This is a genomic window from Chitinophaga varians (assembly GCF_012641275.1).
GTDB lineage: Bacteria > Bacteroidota > Bacteroidia > Chitinophagales > Chitinophagaceae > Chitinophaga > Chitinophaga varians_A.
The window spans coordinates 989,667-1,003,795 of the sequence record NZ_JABAIA010000002.1; the positions used below are offsets into that span (position 1 = coordinate 989,667).

Below are 14,129 nucleotides of genomic sequence, written 5' to 3' on the forward strand. Positions count from 1 at the left end.
AATAATGGAGAAATTACCCTACGGGGAACCTTTTTTGTTTGTTGATACACTGGAATATATTGATGAACAGAAGGTGACAGGAAGTTTTACCTTCCGGCCGGAGATGGATTGTTACAAAGGACATTTTAAAGGATATCCGGTCACCCCCGGCGTATTGCTGACAGAAGTGATGGCGCAGATAGGACTGGTATGCCTGGGTATCTATCTCACAGGAGGCCCGGAGGGCATGACTTTCGGGCTTACCTCCACTAATGTTGAGTTTATGCGGCCGGTGTTACCGGGAGAAAAGGTGACGGTGACCGGCGAAAAACTATATTTCCGTTTTGGTAAACTGAAATGCCGGGTAACGATGACCAATGCGCAAGGAGAAGAAGTGAGTAGTGGAGAGATAGCGGGCATGATCATCAACCCTGCTGATCATAATTTGTAAATGATGACCAGAGTAGTGATAACAGGGCTGGGCGTGGTAGCTCCCAACGGAACAGGTGTCCCTGCTTTTACCGAAGCGGTGCGGCAGGGAGTATCGGGTATCCGTTACGATCCACAGCTGGAGGCACTGGATTTTTCCTGCCGCATAGCCGGCACGCCCGAAGTGACAGAAGAAATGAAGCTGCGGTATTTTGAGCCGCTGGAGCTGAAAGGCTTCAACAGCGGAGCGGTGCTGTACGGCGTGATGGCCGGTATGGAAGCATGGCATGACGCCGGTTTGCCCGCGGGTAACGACATACAGTATCCGGACTGGGACAGCGGCGCTATATTTGGTACCGGTTCTTCCGGCATCGATAAAATGCGGGAAGCTATTTACCGTATGGACGAGTTGCAGGTACGGCGTTTAGGCAGTACCGTAGTGGCGCAGACCATGGCCAGCGGCATCAGTGCGTGGCTGGGAGGTAAACTGGCATTGGGCAATCAGGTGACCACCAATTCATCGGCTTGTACCACCGGCGCGGAAAGCGTGCTGATGGCCTATGACCGTATCCGCGCCGGCAAAGCCCGTCGGATACTGGCGGGTAGTACAACAGATGGCGGCCCTTATGTATGGGGCGGTTTCGATGCCATGAAAGTCTGCACCTTCAAAAACAACGACCGGCCGGCGGCAGGTTCAAGGCCTATGAGCGCCAGCGCTACAGGATTTGTGCCCGGCGCAGGTGCCGGCGCATTGGTCGTGGAATCGCTGGAGAGCGCCCTGGAAAGGAACGCGCACATCTACGCGGAGATCGCCGGCGGCCATGTGAACTCAGGCGGTCAGCGCAATGAAGGCAGCATGACGGCCCCCAACAGTGAAGCGGTACAACGCTGTATCCGGGAAGCCGTGCGGGACGCCGGTATTCATCCGGATGACATTGATGCGATCAACGGGCACCTGACAGCTACCAGCAAAGATGCCGCAGAGGTAACGAACTGGAGCCTGGCGCTGAACAGGAGCGGGGAACAGTTCCCCTACCTGAATGCGCTGAAATGTATGGTAGGGCATTGTCTGAGCGCATCCGGGAGTATTGAGCTGGTGGCAGCGGTGCTGCAACTGCAAGAGGGATTTCTGTTTCCCAATATCAACAGCGAAGACCTGCACCCGGAGATTGCCGCGATCGTGCCCCGGGAGAAAATACCACAGCAATTGATACATAAAGACCTTCAGGTAATCGCCAAAGCCAGCTTCGGATTCGGCGATGTAAATGCCTGTATCATTTTAAAAAAATACAAATACTGATATCATGGATAAAACAGCTTTAATGGCCACTATCAAAGAAGTGGTGGCGCCTTATACCAAAAATCCCGAAGCGCTGGCTACGCTGAATGAAGACACGGACTTTATCCGTGACCTCAAAATCAACTCGGCCAACCTGGTGGACGTGGTGCTGGACGTCGAAGAGAAATTTAATATCGTGATCGATAACGATTCCATGGAAAAGATGATCAATGTGCGTGCTGCCATGGAAGTGGTGGAAAACAAGCTGGCCACGCCATGATTGGCAATGATGTGATAGACCTGCAGCTGGCGGCTGTGGAAAGCAACTGGCGGAGACGGGGCTATCTGGATAAACTGTTCTCCCCGGCAGAACAACAACTAATAGCGCAGGCTGTTGATCAGCATCGCATGGTATGGCTGTTGTGGAGCGCCAAGGAAGCGGCATATAAGATCATTCACCGGGATACCCGGGAGCGGACGTATGCACCGCTGAAATATGAAGTACGACTTTCCGGAGCAGATACAGGCTTCATTCAATATGCTGACAGGGTATTTCCTTTTCGTACGGTGGTCAGCGATAGTTGCCTGCATACGGTGGCGGTGGCATCGGGAAGCTGGTGGCCGCGGGTGGTGTACCGGTTGCAGCCGGCGGAAACGTTGCAGAAAGACGACGACGGCGTGCCTTTTATCAGTGGTATCGGAGGCGTCTCTCCGGCGTCGGTCAGTCACCATGGTGCGTACCGGGAGGTGGTCTGCCTGAAGATATAATGTAAAAAGGAGTAGCGCCCCTGCTACTCCTTTTACGTTTATTTAGTAAGTATCAACGACCATATGTCTTCCTCAAAAGAGGGAAACAGGTCATTAAACCGCTTTCTTGTTTTGGGTGGCAGATCCTTGTCTGTTTCAATAGCGGCCATTACCAGTAAGGCTTTCCGGGTATTAAACCGGGCGGCGATCCTGTCGAGGGTCGCATCAGTAGGTGTTGTTTTCCCGCTTTCAATTAAAGAGAGACTGGTTTGGCTAATGCCAATGTAATCAGCGAAATCGCGCTGGTTCTGTTGTTTTTGCTCTCTCAGCGTTTTAATGACTTTTCCAAAGTTCATAGTCGTTGTTTCAATATGAAAATCCCAGATCAGTCAGCACTTTCCACATAAAATCAAGCCATTGGTCGAGCGCCTCTTCAGAACTCACTTCTGTTACTCCGTCCCGGAGTATCATCAGCAACTCTAATTTATCGTTGTCTTCCTCACTTCTGTCGGGACACGCTTCCATCCGGGCGATGGCGTCGTTTGCCAGTTTTATGATTTTTTCTCGTAACTGCATGATTAGCGGTTTAGTGGTTAGTGAAATAATTCCTGTCACTGGAATAAGGTCCACGTCACCACCATCCTTACCGTCGTCGGGGTGTAGTTTCAAGGTACGAAATATAATGCGTATAGGTAACACAATGTTACGTAAGACCGGCAGGTTGACTACCCTGTTACGGCGATAGGTCAGCTGGCGGGCCTTATTGTTAAGGAAACCGATGGACTGCCGAGGGGCAGACATACTTATCTGTATGCTGTTGGCCATATTGTCCCTGATATACCAGGTGACTGCGCCCTGCCTGATTTTCTGCACCAGTGGAACGACGGTATGTAAAGACAGCAACTGCTCACATACCAATGAAAGCCAGCGAAGCATTGGGTCCCGGGAGGGAGAGGCAGAAGGCTTGTTATGCGCCGCGGACGGAGGTAAACAGTTCCTGGACAAGGATGGCTCTTCCACAGACTGACAGGATATTCCGTCGTTCTGGGCCGCTGTTGCAGAGGAGTCGCATGTCAGGCTGACTGGCGTTGTTGCCTGCGGATAACATTGGCTGACTTCTCTCAGTGGCACTATCGTCAGTTTGTCGAGGGAGAAGGTAGTCAGATCTCCCCGTCGGAGCATACTGTCGAGCTGTTCATCGAGAGATGCAGCTATGCTTGCATAACGTTGTAGTTTTCCGGTATCAGCGGAAAATGGTTGGTTTTGGGTCATACAGCAGATGGGTTAAGCCACCGGTTTGGTTGATTTTTTTTATGGTAGATATCCTAACCAAAAAAAATCCGGACAAATTTAAAATCAATATGATTAATTTGTGGTTAATCAAATGTTATCGGGGAAAGCCCCGGTAGACATGAGTGTTAACATGATAGTTGTATTATCACCGAAAAATGAGGCGAGCCTGTTGCGTTCAGGTACGTTTCTTGATGCCTTGCTCAGCTGTATACCACATCAGGACAAACCATGCAATTCTCCAGACACAAAAAGGTGGCCGTCATCGTGGCGCATCCGGACGATGAAACGTTGTGGGCAGGCGGCACACTGCTGGGCCATCCTGAGTGGGAATGTTTTGTGGCCTGTATCTGTCGGGCCGGCGACGCAGACAGGGCGCCCCGCTTCGCCGCCGTATTACAGGCGCTGGGCGCCACGGGAAACATGGCTGACATGGACGACGGACCGGAACAAAACCCATTGCCCATTCCGGCCGTGGCGGAACAGTTACTGCAACTGTTGCCATATACACAGTTTGACCTGATCATTACCCACAATATCTCCGGGGAATATACCAGGCACCGCCGCCATGAGGAAGTCAGCGAAGCGGTATTTCAACTGTGGGAGCAGCAGCGTTTGTCATCACCTGAGCTGTGGTTCTTTGCCTACGATGACGCCGGCCGCAGCCGTTTTCCGCTGGCAGACCCCACGGCGGACATCTATCTGCCGTTGCCGGCGGACATCTATCAACAGAAAAAAACAATCATCACCGATATATATGGATTTAGTCACGATAGCTGGGAAGCGAAGATCACCCCTTCCGCAGAAGCGTTCCGGACGTTCAGCACGGTAGCGGAGGCGGCACAATGGCTGAACAGAAACCGTATCCTGCCATGAAAGTACTTGTGTTATACGATTATCCGGCCGGCCCCGGCGGCCTGGCCACACAGGGAGACCTGCTATACAGAGGCCTGAAAGAACTGGGCGTGGATGTTCACGCTGTCCATTACGAATCCAACCAGGAAAAGGAATGGTATTACCGGTGGTTTAAGCCGGACGTGGTCACAGGTGTTGGCTATTGGGGATATATCCCGCACCTGGTGCTGCATCCGCAGCATTTTGGCTGTACCGCTGTGCCCTGGCTGGTGGCCGATGGTTTTATCGCCAATTACCAGAACGTGCTCAACACGCTGCCGCTGATACTGGTCACCTCCAACTGGGTAAAGGAAATGTACGTCCGTGACGGCATCAGCGGCCGTGATATTGAAGTGCTGCCTGTTGGCTGTGATACGGACAGTTTCCGTCCTTTCAGCGCTTCAGATCCTAAAGTGGCCGCCGTACGGGAATCGCTGGGCATCCGGGATGATGAGCTGATGATACTGACCATTGGCGGTGATGCCGCCTCTAAAGGCGCGCAGGAAGTGATGCATGCGCTGGCGCAGCTCAACGGACAGATGCCGCCCTGGAAATACGTGTGCAAGGTATGGCCGCAGGAACGCACCAATTGCCAGAATGAGGCGGACATGCAGCTGGCAAAACAGTTGGGCATAGATCAGCGGGTGATTTACACACAGTATAAAATATCACGCAACTTCATGCCTTACCTGATAAGCGCCTGTGATATCTATGCCGCGCCTTCCCGGCTGGAAGGTTTTGGCATGACACAGGTAGAAGCCGGCGCCTGTGGCAAACCGGTGGTGAGCCTCCGGGCGATGGGCATGCTGGATACGCTCGTACACGGGGAAACAGCATTGCTGGCCGGCGTTGAGCGTGAAGTAGTGCTGAAGGAAGTGGAAGTAGGCACCGAATCAGGTTTTGACAAGCGGCGCATCGTGGTATTTGATAAGCCACGCACGGTGGATTACCGCGCCAATGCAGCGGATATTGCCGGGCACCTGCGTGAGTTGCTGCTCAGCAAGGACTTAAGGATACAGATGGGCACCGCCGGCAGAGAGCGGGTGAAACAGCGTTTTGACTATCGGGTGGTGGCCCGTCGTTTTTTACAGATAGTACATGAAAAACTGGGTATCGTATGAAAAAGTATACCGTTACCGAAGAAGTGGAGCAGGCGAGGAAAGCGGCATTGGAGGTATTGCATCATAACCGCCGCGGGCCTTTTGGCGGTTTGCCGCGCACTGCCGGCTGGGCTTATCCGGAGCCCTATACCCGCGATATGGTGTTTACCTTCTTTGGCATTGCTGTCTCCGGCGATGAGCAGCTGATCATCAGTATGCGGAAGGTGTTGGACGTGCTGGCGCACAACCAGACGGAACACGGGCATATCCCTTCACTGGCGCATGACGCTGAAAACCTCGGCGCCAGCGATACTACGCCGCTGTTCCTCGTAGGGATCAGCATCTACCGGCAGCTTACAGGTGAAACAGATTATTTGCAGGAGGCAGCGGAGAAAGCGCTCCTCTGGCTGTATTACCAAAGTCCGTCTGACCGGCTGCTGGTGGCTCAATTACCTACCAGTGACTGGCGCGACGAACAGTGGGTGCTGGGGTATGGACTATACGTCAATACACTGGTGTATGCCGGTTTGCGCATGTTTGACCGGCATCAGCGTGCCGACGCGTTTTTGCAGGAGATGAGGCATTTTACCATTACCTGCAACTTTATGCACAAGCATGTGCACGAAGGTCTCACCGTGAAAAACAAACCTTACTATGCCTGCTGGTCTTATAAAATTTATAGCAGCGAACGGTTTGACCTGCTGGGCAACAGCCTCGCTATCCTGACAGGCATCGCCTCACCGTCGAGGGCGGAACGGATGATTGCGTGGATTGAAGAAGAATGTGCGGTGATGCGGGAAAAAGGAGACCTGGCTTCTGAGCTGCCGCCCAATTTTTTCCCTTTTGTACAGCCTGGTGATCCTGACTGGCGGAAGCGGGACGAACAATTTAATATGCCCGGCGATTATCATAACGGTGGCATATGGCCTTTTGTCTGCGGCGTGTATATAGCGGCGTTAGTGGCAGCAGGCAAGTACCAGCTGGCGGAGAAAAAACTTATAGCGTTGGCGCATGCAGTAAAACCGTCGCACGCGCAGCCACTGGAATATGGATTCAACGAATGGCTGCGCGCGCAGAATGGCTTGCCTAAAGGACAGAACTGGCAATCCTGGTCAGCGGCGCTGTACCTGTATGCGCTGAGATGCGTGGAAGAACGCAGGACGCCTTTTTTTGAGGAGATGCGTAAACACAGTTCACGGGAAAAATAATTTTACCTGCTTTTGATAAAGTTTTTTACATCTTTTACAAACTGTGTGTTCAACGGTTTAGTAGGATCAGCATAGGTAATATCGTTGATGCCACCACTGGCCGGAGCGTCTTTCAGCACATGGTTCATCTGGTCAATGATCTCCAGTTGAGCGGTGGGAGCGCCCTGTTTCAGGTGTTTCGCGTCTTTCACGCTCACCTGTGCATCTGTATTGCCCTGTATGATCAGTACAGGGATTTTTAACTGACCGATTTCCTTCTCAGGATCATATTTTACCCATGACATCATGTAAGGTTGTACGGCCGGGTAAAACAAGTTTTGTAATGCCGGTTCTGTATTCACCACGCTATGTCCCTGTTTGAGGCTGTCCAGCATGCTTTTCGCCTTGGCCGCCAACGGTGGTGATTGTGCGGCCAGTTGCCGCTGGAGTATGATATCGATTGGTTCACCTGCGCCGGCGATGGAAATGAACTTATCGGCGGGGCTGCGCTGTATGGCCAGCATACCGATCATGGAACCTTCACTGTGGCCTGCCACGATAACGCTGGAAAAACGTTTGTCAGCTTTCAGCATTTTGATAAAACCTGCGGCATCGTTGATGGTGCCTTCAAACGAAATGTCTGTTTCCAGTTTTCCGGTGGCACTGGCGCCTACGCCTCTTTTGTCGTAACGCACGCAGGCGATGCCATCAGCCTGAAGGGTTTCTGCCAGCATCTTATAGGCATTGGTTTTAAGTCCCATGTTGTTATTGCCGTCGCGGTCAGTGGGACCGGAGCCGGCAATAATCAATACTACCGGTACAGGGCCGTTACTTACTGGCAGGGTGAGCGTGCCGCGGATAGTGGCGTCGGTAGTCGTCAGGTTATAGTTGTCCACTTCGTTTTCTGTTGTTTTTTTCTCCTGGTAAGGCACGAAGCGAAATCCTTCCAGCTGATTGCCGGCGTTCAGCGCGAGGATCATTGTCAGGGTGCCTTTGGCGAAATCCGCTTTCCAGGTGTGGTAACTGGCATCGCCGCCGGTAGGGGTGAGGCGCATCATATCGCCCAGTTGATTTTGTAACTGAGAGAGCATGGCCCTGGTCTGGTCCGGTGGCAATGCAGATTTGATGGAATTGCCAAACATGCCATAGAGGCTGTCGGCCAGCTGCCGGTTGTAGTAGCGTTGGATTTTTGCGGCAGCAGTGGGGTAATCAGCCTGCGCTGCTATCTCCAGAGAAAAAGACAGCAGCAGGGTTGTCAGTAAACAAATTCTTTTCATACCGTTTTTTTTAAAATCAGGATAACATGAGCGGAAGGGTGAATTGCATCAATAACTTGGAGACTACCTCCGCTACCAGCAGCGTGACGATAAATATGATCACCGCTTTGTTGCCTTTCAGGTTGGCGGAGATACTGAACGCCTGGTACATCAGTACCAATATCCAGACAAAGACGGGCAGGCAAATCAGTGCAAATACTATCACCATCGGGTCGATAGCAGTAGGGTCTACTCTGGCCGGCATGGCAAAGTTGATCAGCGCGGCGAGCAGCAGCGGGGCCCTGGCGAGGGCCAGGGTGCCGGCAATATCAATGAGGCGGAAGGAGGTACGCGCAAAGAGGGCGGCCGCTGCATAACAGGCCAGCACCATACATCCCCAGGCTATCAACGTCTCCAGTAGATAAATATAATAAGGCGTAACAGTGGAACCGATATGCGCATCAATGGCGCCATCGAAATGGGTTTTGCTGAAATAAGCCACCACGGAGGTGATCAGCATGATGACCCATCCTGCCAGCAGCGCTTTGCCACCGGCGATGTAGGTAAACGGACGTAATAACCAGGTGTTCATCAGGGTATTTTTATATTTTTTTCAATCTTTTCTATGTTGGCGATAATGTCATCGAGCCGGTTGCGTACTGTCGGGTAACTCAGTCCCAGCTGCTGCGCCATGAGTTTCAGGCTGCCGCTGGTTTTTACAAAATCAATCACAAACTGTAAGTCATCTGCTGACAGGCGCGCCAGTAACGGTAGCTCAAAGCTGCCGGATACCGTGGTGTCGCAGGCCTCGCAGGCCAGGGACGTAACCTTGAGCGGCGAGGCACAACTGGGGCAGGAAAGAGGTAAAGATTTTTTTATCTGTTTCATTGTTTAACAAAGTTAAATCAATTTTTAATAAAATTGATTTAAAGTTTAATAAAATTAATAGGTGTTTAAACGAATAAAATAGAGAAAGGGGCAAACAAATTAACCCCGGGCTTTATAACCCGGGGACATGACTGGAAATGGTCCGCTTGTGGCCTGCTTATTCAGCGAATATTGGCGGGGAAGTATTAGGCGATAACGCCTGCCGGCGTATTAATTTTATTAAAGTAGCAATAAGAAATAATCAACAGCACCAGCGCCACCACCGGAAATATATACTGGCCGGGCGTTCCATGGATAGCTGCAAAAGCCACGAAAGCGGAGAGCACATTGATGCCCAGGCCGGCGTACGCCCATTCCCTGACACGCCGTGCTACCGGCAGCAGTAATACAATGCCGCCCATGATTTTAAAAATGGCCAGTTCCACCCTGAAATACGCAGGATAGCCCATAAGGTCAACAGTCCGGATCATAAAAGAGGAGGTGAGCAGTCCGAGGCCGCCACCGGCGGAAATCAATGCAATAGCAACAGTTGAGGCCCAATAAATGAATTTGTCTTTTTTCATCAGTGTATTTTAATGCAGTGACGAACAGGCTGCCTGCAATTTGGACAAGGTCGCCCACAATTTTTGGGGAGGCATAACAATGCCGGGCATCAGTTGTTAATCAAACTGTATGCATACCATTTTACTGATCTCGACCAAAAAAGCTGCGGCCACAGCTATACGCGATATGCTGGTGTTACAGGGCTACGAAGTACTGTCGGCCTCCACTGGTATAACCGGCATTGAAACAGCCCGGCTGCACCTGCCGGACCTGATACTCTGTGAAATGGCCATGGAAGGTACCGACGGGCCGGCGGTCCTGGACATCCTAAGGCAAGACACCCGTTTTCTGCCGGTGCCTTTTATCATGCTGGCAGACAAGTATGAACCACACGCTTTCCGCACAGTGATGAACCAGGGCGCCGACGATTACCTGGTGAAACCCTATACCAGCCACGACCTGGTGCAGACCATCGTGAACCGGCTAAAGAAAAAAGAGCTGTTATATGCACATCAGCCGGAAACGGAAAATGATTTTAAGTCGGTGATAACCCGTTTCCTGGAAGACCGTAATACCATCCGGGCCGCCGCGCATGAAGAGATATACCGGGAAGGCGGTACGCCGCGGTACCTGTATTACATCATGTCGGGAAAAGTGAAGACCGTCAAGACCCATGAAGACGGGAAAGACCTGGTGATCGGTTTGTACAATACAGGTGATTTTTTCGGTTACATCGCCTTGCTGGAAGAAGAGACCTACAAAGCCACCGCCGTAGTAATGGAAGATGCCGAGATAGCCCTGATACCTAAAGACGACGCCATCGCGTTGTTCGATCACAGCCCGTTGATCATACAGCGTTTCGTCCGTTTGCTGGCGCGCAACGTCACCGAAAAAGAGGAGCGCCTGCTGGGCATCGCCTACAACACCTTGCGCAAGAAAGTGGCCAGCGCCCTGATACACCTGCGCAACAAATACCAGGCAGACCGTTCCGCCAACTATACCATTGATATAGCACGTGATGAGCTGGCCGCGCTGGCCGGTACCGCCACCGAATCGCTGATACGCACCCTGAGTGAATTCCGTAGTGAAAAGCTGATTGCCATCAAAGGCAGCAGCATTACCTTGCAGCAGCCCGGCAGGCTGGAGGAAATCGCCTACCACTGACCATCACCTGAATGTGCCATTTATCATTAATTAGGAAGAACTCCCCCCGCTTTTTTTTATTTTGCTTTACTGACCAAACAACAAATCGCTTTTAAAGCTTATGAAGAAATTGCTTTTCACCTGTGCAGCCTGGCTGATGGCCACTGCCACCTATGCCCAGGAGAACGCGCTTTGGCTGCGTTATCCTGCCATCTCCCCGGATGGGAAGACCATCGCCTTCGGGTATAAAGGAGATATCTACCGCGTAGACGCCAACGGCGGCGTTGCTGTTCCCCTTACCATTCATGAGGCACAGGACATGATGCCTGTCTGGAGCCATGACGGTAAATACATCGCTTTTGCGAGTGACCGTTACGGTAACTTCGATGTTTTTGTGATGCCGGCAGAAGGCGGTACGCCCGTAAGGCTCACAAGCAACAGCAGCGCGGATTATCCTTACGATTTTACACCGGACAACAAACAGGTGCTTTTCGGCTCGGCGCGTAACGCCCCCGCCCAGAGCATCCGCTTCAGCTACCGCCTGTTCGACAACCTGTACACCGTTCCGGTATCAGGCGGCCGTCCTATGCTGGTCAGCGCTGCCGGTGCTGAATTTGCCCGCTACAACAGCAAAGGCGATCAGATCATCTTCCAGGACCGCAAAGGTTATGAAGACCCATGGCGTAAACATCATGTGTCTTCTGTTACCCGCGATATCTGGGTGTATGACATCAACAAAAACAGCTATCAGCAGGTGTCCACTTTTGAAGGGGAAGACCGTGAGCCGCTGTTTGGCAGTGATAACAACGTTTACTACCTGAGCGAAAAAGACGGTGTCTCCCAGAACCTCTTTAAATCATCGCTGACAGATAAAAGTAAAATGGAACAGTTGACCCGTTTTGACAAACATCCGGTACGTCACCTGTCCCGCTCCGCTAACAACACTTTCTGCTTTACCTATAACGGTGAAATATATACGCTGAAAGAAGGCGCCCAACCGCAGAAAATAAACGTGCGCATCTTCAATGATGGCCGTAACGGCATACAGAAGCCACTGCCGGTAAACGGTAACGTAACTGAGTTCGCGATGAGCCCCGATGGCAAACAAATGGCTTTCGTAGCCCGCGGTGAAGTATTTGTGACCAGCGTGGAAGGCAACATGACCAAAAGAGTGACCAATACACCACAACAGGAAAGAATGGTGCAATGGTCCCCTGATGGCAAACGCCTCGTTTATGCCGCTGAACGTAACGGCAACTGGGACATCTACCAAAGCACCATCGAACGTAAGGAAGAGCCTTATTTCTTCGCTGCTACCGTGCTGAAGGAAGAACCGCTCATCGCTACCGCCGCGGAAGAATTCCAGCCGCTGTTCTCTCCTGACGGAAAAGAAATAGCGTATGTGGAAGACCGTAACATCCTCAAAGTATTCAACATTGCTTCCGGCAAAAGCCGCGTACTGCTGCCTAAAGGCCATAACCACTCCTATTCCGATGGCGACTGGACCTTCTCCTGGAGCCCCGACAGCAAATGGATCGTGGTGGAAGACCAGGGCGGGTATGCTTTCACCAGCAATGCCTCCATCATCCCGGTTGACGGAAAAGGTGAACCTATCAGACCTATCAGCAGCGGTTTTGGTGAAGGCAACGTGAAATGGAGCGCCGATGGCAAAATGATGACATGGGAAAGCAGCCGTGAAGGCCGTAAATCACTGGCACGCCAGGGTAGCCGCGAAACAGATATCTACGCGGTGTTCTTTGACCAGGAAACTTACGACAAATACAAACTGTCCAAAGATGAATTTAACCTCCTGAAAGACCAGGAAGACAACGCGAAGAAAGGCGGTAAAGACACGGCCACGAAAAAAGATACTGCCGCCGCTAAAAAAGATTTCCGCCCGGATTTCAATAACCTGGAAAACCGCCAGCAGCGCCTTACCATCAACAGCGCTTCCATCAGCGACTATGTGATGAGCAAAGACAACAGCAAGCTGTATTATACCGCTTCTTTTGAAAAAGGCTACGACCTCTGGGTAACAGAGCCCCGCACCGGCGATACCAAGATCCTCGCCAAACTGGGTGGCTCACCCGGCAGCATTGAACTGAGCAAAGACGGCAACTCCCTCTTTGTGAGCAACAGAGGCAGCGTAGTGAAAGTGGATGCCGCTTCCGGCAAAATCACGCCTATCAGCATCAGTTCTGAGATGCTGCTGGACCAGGCCGGCGAACGTGCATACATCCTGGACCATGCATGGAAACAGGTGAAAGAGAAATTCTATGATCCTACCATCCGCAACATGGACTGGAAAATGTACCACGACACTTATGCCCGTTTCCTCCCGCATATCAGCAATAACTACGACTTCCAGGAGCTGCTCAGCGAAATGCTGGGTGAGCTGAACGGTTCCCACACCGGTGGCCGTTATTCTCCTGTGCGCCCCGATGGTGACGCGACCGCTTCCCTCGGCCTGCTGTTTGATGAACGTTTCACCAAAGACGGCCTGAAAGTAGACGAAATTATTGCCGGTGGACCATTTGACAGAGCTGGCAGCAAAATGAAAGCCGGCGCCGTGATCGATAAAATTGACGGAGAAGCCGTTACTGCCAAAAGAGACTGGGCAGAACAGCTCAACCGCAAAGCAGGACGTAATGTCCTGATCAGCTTCACCGATGCAGACGGCAAACACTACGAAGAAACCGTGAAACCTATCAGCCGCGGCGGAGAAAGTGGCCTGATGTACAAACGCTGGGTGAACAACATGCGTAAGCTGGTAGACAAACTCAGTGGCGGCAAAGTAGGCTATGTACATGTACAAGGCATGAACGACGCCAGCTTCCGTTCCGTATACGACGAAGTGATGGGCAAAAACAGAGGTAAACAGGCATTGATCGTGGATACCCGCTTCAATGGCGGCGGATGGCTGCACGATGATCTGTACAACTTCCTCAGCGGCAAGAAATACCTGGAGTTTGCGCCCCAGGGCAACCTGGTGAAGGGCGGTGAGCCACAAGGCCAGTGGCAGGGCCCCAGCTGCGTGCTCATGAGCGAAGGCAACTACAGTGATGCGTTTATCTTCCCATATGTTTACAAACAGGGTAAACTGGGCAAACTCATTGGTATGCCTGTTCCGGGCACCGGTACTGCCGTATGGTGGGAAACACAAATAGATCCTACGCTGGTATTCGGTATTCCGATGATCGCTACTATCGGTAAAGAAGGCCGTCCTACGGAAAACCTGCAAGTGGAACCGGATATCTGTGTGCCGCTGCGCTATGAGGACTTCCTGGCCGGCAAAGATGATCAGCTGGAAACTGCTGTGAAAGAAATGCTGAAAGAGATCAAATAAGAGCTGACAATAAAAATGGAAAGCCCGGGAACGTTACTGTTCCCGGGC

Annotated in this window: 15 protein-coding genes; 9 read left to right on the top strand and 6 right to left on the bottom strand. The window is 51.8% G+C overall.

Translation table 11 applies throughout. The features are described from left to right. Positions 1–4 precede the first annotated feature (4 nt). Genes HGH92_RS18725 through HGH92_RS18740 form a run of 4 tightly spaced genes read left to right on the top strand, consistent with a single transcriptional unit; the run spans position 5 to position 2,455 of the window. On the top strand, positions 5–430 hold the full coding sequence (locus tag HGH92_RS18725; protein ID WP_247654977.1) for a 3-hydroxyacyl-ACP dehydratase FabZ family protein: 426 nt from the start codon (positions 5–7) through the stop codon (positions 428–430). Beyond that, positions 431–1,708 carry a beta-ketoacyl-[acyl-carrier-protein] synthase family protein gene (locus HGH92_RS18730; protein ID WP_168872283.1) on the top strand — a complete coding sequence of 426 codons (1,278 nt, stop codon included), beginning with the start codon at positions 431–433 and terminating at the stop codon, positions 1,706–1,708. A 4-nt stretch (positions 1,709–1,712) separates the two neighbouring features. After that, complete coding sequence (locus HGH92_RS18735) at positions 1,713–1,967, top strand: acyl carrier protein (RefSeq protein ID WP_168872284.1); 255 nt, start codon at positions 1,713–1,715, stop codon at positions 1,965–1,967. Then, positions 1,964–2,455, top strand: a complete 492-nt coding sequence (locus tag HGH92_RS18740; RefSeq protein WP_168872285.1) for a 4'-phosphopantetheinyl transferase superfamily protein — start codon at positions 1,964–1,966, stop codon at positions 2,453–2,455. The genes HGH92_RS18735 and HGH92_RS18740 overlap by 4 nt, the downstream gene beginning before the upstream one ends. Positions 2,456–2,493: 38 nt before the next feature. On the opposite strand, the gene HGH92_RS18745 is transcribed toward HGH92_RS18740, so the two are convergent. After that, on the bottom strand, positions 2,494–2,790 hold the full coding sequence (locus tag HGH92_RS18745; RefSeq protein WP_168872286.1) for a helix-turn-helix domain-containing protein: 297 nt from the start codon (positions 2,788–2,790) through the stop codon (positions 2,494–2,496). A 10-nt stretch (positions 2,791–2,800) separates the two neighbouring features. Next, positions 2,801–3,706: a hypothetical protein gene (locus HGH92_RS18750; RefSeq protein ID WP_168872287.1), complete on the bottom strand. Its 906-nt coding sequence runs from the start codon at positions 3,704–3,706 to the stop codon at positions 2,801–2,803. Positions 3,707–3,955: 249 nt separating this feature from the next. Here HGH92_RS18750 and HGH92_RS18755 point away from each other — a divergent pair, with 249 nt between their 5' ends. Genes HGH92_RS18755 through HGH92_RS18765 form a run of 3 tightly spaced genes read left to right on the top strand, consistent with a single transcriptional unit; the run spans position 3,956 to position 6,926 of the window. Continuing rightward, positions 3,956–4,600 (top strand): PIG-L deacetylase family protein, encoded by a 645-nt coding sequence (locus HGH92_RS18755; RefSeq protein WP_168872288.1) that lies wholly within the window; start codon positions 3,956–3,958, stop codon positions 4,598–4,600. Further along, positions 4,597–5,739 (top strand): glycosyltransferase family 4 protein, encoded by a 1,143-nt coding sequence (locus HGH92_RS18760; RefSeq protein ID WP_168872289.1) that lies wholly within the window; start codon positions 4,597–4,599, stop codon positions 5,737–5,739. Before HGH92_RS18755 ends, HGH92_RS18760 begins: the two co-directional genes overlap by 4 nt. Further along, positions 5,736–6,926, top strand: coding sequence for a glycoside hydrolase 100 family protein (locus HGH92_RS18765; protein ID WP_168872290.1), 1,191 nt, complete (start codon positions 5,736–5,738; stop codon positions 6,924–6,926). The genes HGH92_RS18760 and HGH92_RS18765 overlap by 4 nt, the downstream gene beginning before the upstream one ends. A 2-nt stretch (positions 6,927–6,928) precedes the next feature. Here HGH92_RS18765 and HGH92_RS18770 read toward each other — a convergent pair whose 3' ends face one another. The 4 genes from HGH92_RS18770 to HGH92_RS18785 form a co-directional block, all read right to left on the bottom strand. Beyond that, positions 6,929–8,182 (bottom strand): serine aminopeptidase domain-containing protein, encoded by a 1,254-nt coding sequence (locus HGH92_RS18770; RefSeq protein WP_168872291.1) that lies wholly within the window; start codon positions 8,180–8,182, stop codon positions 6,929–6,931. Positions 8,183–8,198: 16 nt separating this feature from the next. Further along, positions 8,199–8,753: a hypothetical protein gene (locus HGH92_RS18775; RefSeq protein WP_168872292.1), complete on the bottom strand. Its 555-nt coding sequence runs from the start codon at positions 8,751–8,753 to the stop codon at positions 8,199–8,201. Beyond that, entirely contained in the window at positions 8,753–9,049 is a 297-nt protein-coding gene (locus HGH92_RS18780; protein WP_168872293.1) for a DUF2089 domain-containing protein, read from the bottom strand. The genes HGH92_RS18775 and HGH92_RS18780 overlap by 1 nt, the downstream gene beginning before the upstream one ends. Positions 9,050–9,234: 185 nt before the next feature. Further along, positions 9,235–9,612: a DoxX family protein gene (locus tag HGH92_RS18785; protein ID WP_168872294.1), complete on the bottom strand. Its 378-nt coding sequence runs from the start codon at positions 9,610–9,612 to the stop codon at positions 9,235–9,237. A gap of 109 nt (positions 9,613–9,721) precedes the next feature. Between HGH92_RS18785 and HGH92_RS18790 the strand changes: the two genes are divergently transcribed. Further along, positions 9,722–10,756 carry a cyclic nucleotide-binding domain-containing protein gene (locus HGH92_RS18790; RefSeq protein WP_168872295.1) on the top strand — a complete coding sequence of 345 codons (1,035 nt, stop codon included), beginning with the start codon at positions 9,722–9,724 and terminating at the stop codon, positions 10,754–10,756. 100 nt (positions 10,757–10,856) lie between these two features. Beyond that, positions 10,857–14,081 carry a S41 family peptidase gene (locus HGH92_RS18795; RefSeq protein WP_168872296.1) on the top strand — a complete coding sequence of 1,075 codons (3,225 nt, stop codon included), beginning with the start codon at positions 10,857–10,859 and terminating at the stop codon, positions 14,079–14,081. Positions 14,082–14,129 lie beyond the last annotated feature (48 nt).

Bases quoted from the DNA above. Each gene is read 5' to 3' on its own strand.
- HGH92_RS18725 (WP_247654977.1), top strand. From the start codon at position 5: ATGGAGAAATTACCCTACGGGGAACCTTTTTTGTTTGTTGATACACTG.
- HGH92_RS18730 (WP_168872283.1), top strand. From the start codon at position 431: ATGATGACCAGAGTAGTGATAACAGGGCTGGGCGTGGTAGCTCCCAAC.
- HGH92_RS18735 (WP_168872284.1), top strand. From the start codon at position 1,713: ATGGATAAAACAGCTTTAATGGCCACTATCAAAGAAGTGGTGGCGCCT.
- HGH92_RS18740 (WP_168872285.1), top strand. From the start codon at position 1,964: ATGATTGGCAATGATGTGATAGACCTGCAGCTGGCGGCTGTGGAAAGC.
- HGH92_RS18745 (WP_168872286.1), bottom strand. From the start codon at position 2,790: ATGAACTTTGGAAAAGTCATTAAAACGCTGAGAGAGCAAAAACAACAG.
- HGH92_RS18750 (WP_168872287.1), bottom strand. From the start codon at position 3,706: ATGACCCAAAACCAACCATTTTCCGCTGATACCGGAAAACTACAACGT.
- HGH92_RS18755 (WP_168872288.1), top strand. From the start codon at position 3,956: ATGCAATTCTCCAGACACAAAAAGGTGGCCGTCATCGTGGCGCATCCG.
- HGH92_RS18760 (WP_168872289.1), top strand. From the start codon at position 4,597: ATGAAAGTACTTGTGTTATACGATTATCCGGCCGGCCCCGGCGGCCTG.
- HGH92_RS18765 (WP_168872290.1), top strand. From the start codon at position 5,736: ATGAAAAAGTATACCGTTACCGAAGAAGTGGAGCAGGCGAGGAAAGCG.
- HGH92_RS18770 (WP_168872291.1), bottom strand. From the start codon at position 8,182: ATGAAAAGAATTTGTTTACTGACAACCCTGCTGCTGTCTTTTTCTCTG.
- HGH92_RS18775 (WP_168872292.1), bottom strand. From the start codon at position 8,753: ATGAACACCTGGTTATTACGTCCGTTTACCTACATCGCCGGTGGCAAA.
- HGH92_RS18780 (WP_168872293.1), bottom strand. From the start codon at position 9,049: ATGAAACAGATAAAAAAATCTTTACCTCTTTCCTGCCCCAGTTGTGCC.
- HGH92_RS18785 (WP_168872294.1), bottom strand. From the start codon at position 9,612: ATGAAAAAAGACAAATTCATTTATTGGGCCTCAACTGTTGCTATTGCA.
- HGH92_RS18790 (WP_168872295.1), top strand. From the start codon at position 9,722: ATGCATACCATTTTACTGATCTCGACCAAAAAAGCTGCGGCCACAGCT.
- HGH92_RS18795 (WP_168872296.1), top strand. From the start codon at position 10,857: ATGAAGAAATTGCTTTTCACCTGTGCAGCCTGGCTGATGGCCACTGCC.